Annotated in this window: 2 protein-coding genes; both read left to right on the forward strand. The window is 66.9% G+C overall.

The features are described from left to right. Positions 1 to 1,824: ABC transporter ATP-binding protein (locus AC1DYK_RS35235; RefSeq protein WP_478170498.1), on the forward strand; the 1,824-nt coding region annotated here is incomplete at its 5' end. Between the two features lie 7 nt (positions 1,825 to 1,831). Next, a partial coding sequence (locus AC1DYK_RS35240) for a phospholipase D-like domain-containing protein (protein ID WP_478170499.1) occupies positions 1,832 to 2,688 on the forward strand: 857 nt, incomplete at its 3' end.

Genomic DNA, 2,688 nt, shown 5'->3' on the forward strand with positions numbered 1-2,688 from the left:
AAGCACGCCGCCAAGACGCAGCGCCAGGACATGACGCGACTCGTGCTCGGTCTCCTGAAGCCCTACCACGGCTGGCTGGTGATCGTGTTCGCCGCCATGATGGTCGAGATCGTCATGAGCCTGGCGGCCCCCTGGCCCCTCAAACTGGTGCTCGACGACGCCCTCGGCACCCACCACCTGCCGCGCTGGCTCGAATGGGCGCATCAGTGGGGCATCGGCCGCCACACGCTGGGCGTGGCGCTGTTCGCCGGGATCGCCACCGTGATGATCGCGGTCATCGGCGGCATCGCGACCTACATCGACAACTACTACACCACCAGCATCGGACAGTGGGTCGCCAACGACCTGCGGCTGCGCATCTACGAGCACCTGCACCGGCTGTCGCTGGCGTTCTACGACAGCGCCAAGACCGGCACCCTGATGTCGACCATCACGAGCGATGTCTCGACGGTGCAGAGCTTCGCCTCCTCGTCGACGCTCTCGATCATCGTCGACATCGTCACGATCGTCTTCATGCTGGGCCTGATGATCTGGCTCGACTGGGACTTCACGCTGATCGCGGTCGCGGTCATGCCCTTCCTGCTGCTGTTCGTGTTCCGCTTCAAGAAGGCGGTCAAGGAGGTCACGCGCGAAGTGCGGGTGCGGCAGAGCGAGATCGTGGCCGTGGTCCAGGAAGGCCTGGGCTCGGTGCGCGCGATCAAGGCCTTCGGCCGCCAGGATCTCGAGGTCACGCACATGGAGGCCGCCAGCCACGCGAGCACCGAGGCCGCGCTGCGGGCGCGCAAGATCAAGTCGCTGCTGTCGCCGGTGGTCGCGGTGGTGGTCGCCCTGTGCACCGGCATCGTGCTGTGGAAGGGCACGGCGCTGATCATCGCCGGCACCATGACGGCCGGCGCCCTGACCGTGTATCTCGCCTATCTGTCCAAGTTCTTCAAGCCGGTGAAGGACCTCGCCGGCATGGCCAGCACCATCGCCCAGACCACGGTGGCGCTCGAGCGGATCCAGAAGATCCTGGGCGCCGACGACATCATCCGCGAGCACCCGCAGGCCGTCGATCCCGGCCGCGCCAAGGGCGAGATCAGCTTCGAGCACGTGGCCTTCGGCTACGGCGACGAGCCCCCGGTGCTGCGCGACGTCTCGTTCACGATCCAGCCCGGCCAGGTGGTCGGCATCGTGGGTCCGACCGGCAGCGGCAAATCGACCGTGGTGAGCCTGATGCCGCGTTTCTACGACCCGACCAGCGGCCGGGTGCTGATCGACGGCCTCGACATCAGCCGCCAGAAGCTGGCGGCGCTGCGCGCGCAGATCGGCTTCGTGCTGCAGGAAACGGTGCTGTTTCGCGGCACCATCGGCGAGAACATCGCCTACGGCAAGCCCGGCGCCAGCCGGGAGGAGATCGTGGCCGCGGCCAAGCTGGCCAATGCCGACGAGTTCATCAGCCGCATGCCGCACGGCTACGACTCGCTGGTCGGCGAACGCGGCGACACGCTGTCGGGCGGCCAGCGCCAGCGCATCGGCATCGCGCGCGCGGTGATCCGCAACAGCCCGATCATGATCCTCGACGAACCGACGGCGGCACTCGACACCGAGTCCGAGCGGCTGGTCATCGAAGGCCTGGAGCGGCTGATGCAGGGCCGCACCGTGATCATGATCGCGCACCGCCTGAGCACGCTTCGCAACGCCGACAAGATCATCGTGCTGAAGGACGGCATCGTGGTCGAGGAAGGCACCAACGACGAACTGGTGGCGCTCGGCGGCGTCTACGCCGAGCTGCACCGCATCCAGTACGAAAACCCCACGGCCGCAGCGGCCGCGTCCGCCTGAGGAAATCATGTCCCACCGATTGATCGTTCTGCCCGACGACACCGCCAAGCCGATTCTCGATGCGATCAACGAGGCCAAGACCGCGTTGAACATCCGCATGTTCCTGTTCACCGACGAGACCCTGCTCAACGCGGTGATCGCCGCCAAGCAGCGCGGCGTCAAGGTCCGCGTGATGCTGAACCCGGCGCGGCGCACCGGCGAGGCCGAGAACGAGGCGTCGCGCCAGGCACTGACCGAGGCCGGCATCGAGGTGCGCGACAGCAATCCCAGGTTCGACCTGACACACCAGAAGTCGATGGTGGTGGACGACCAGGCCGGCTTCGTCGAATCGCTGAACTGGGAGCCCAAGGACCTGACCGTGACGCGCGACTACGCGGTCGTCACCACGCACGACCTCGAGACGCGCGAGATGGTGGCCTGCTTCGATGCCGACTGGGCGCACGAGGACTTCACGCCGCACCCCGAGTCGCGCCTGATCTGGTGCCCCGACAACGGCCGCGAGCGCGTGGCCGCCTTCATCGACGGCGCGCAGCATTCGCTGTGGGTGCAGAACGAGCGCTACCAGGACACGGTGATCATCGAGCGCCTGGTGCGAGCAGCGATCCGCGGCGTCAAGGTCCACATCCTGACCAAGCCGCCGCATTCGCTCAAGGCAGAGAAGCTGATCGAAGGGGTGGGCGGGCTGCGCATCCTGCAGGACGTCGGTGCCAAGGTGCACACCATGAAGCACCTGAAACTGCACGCCAAGATGATGCTGGCCGATGGTGAGCGCGCGATCGTCGGCTCGATCAACCTCGCTCCGGGCAGCTTCGACGGCCGGCGCGAACTGGCCATCGAGACCGACCATTCCGGCACCGTGCAGCG

The organism is Variovorax sp. P2_H12 (genome assembly GCF_056403395.1).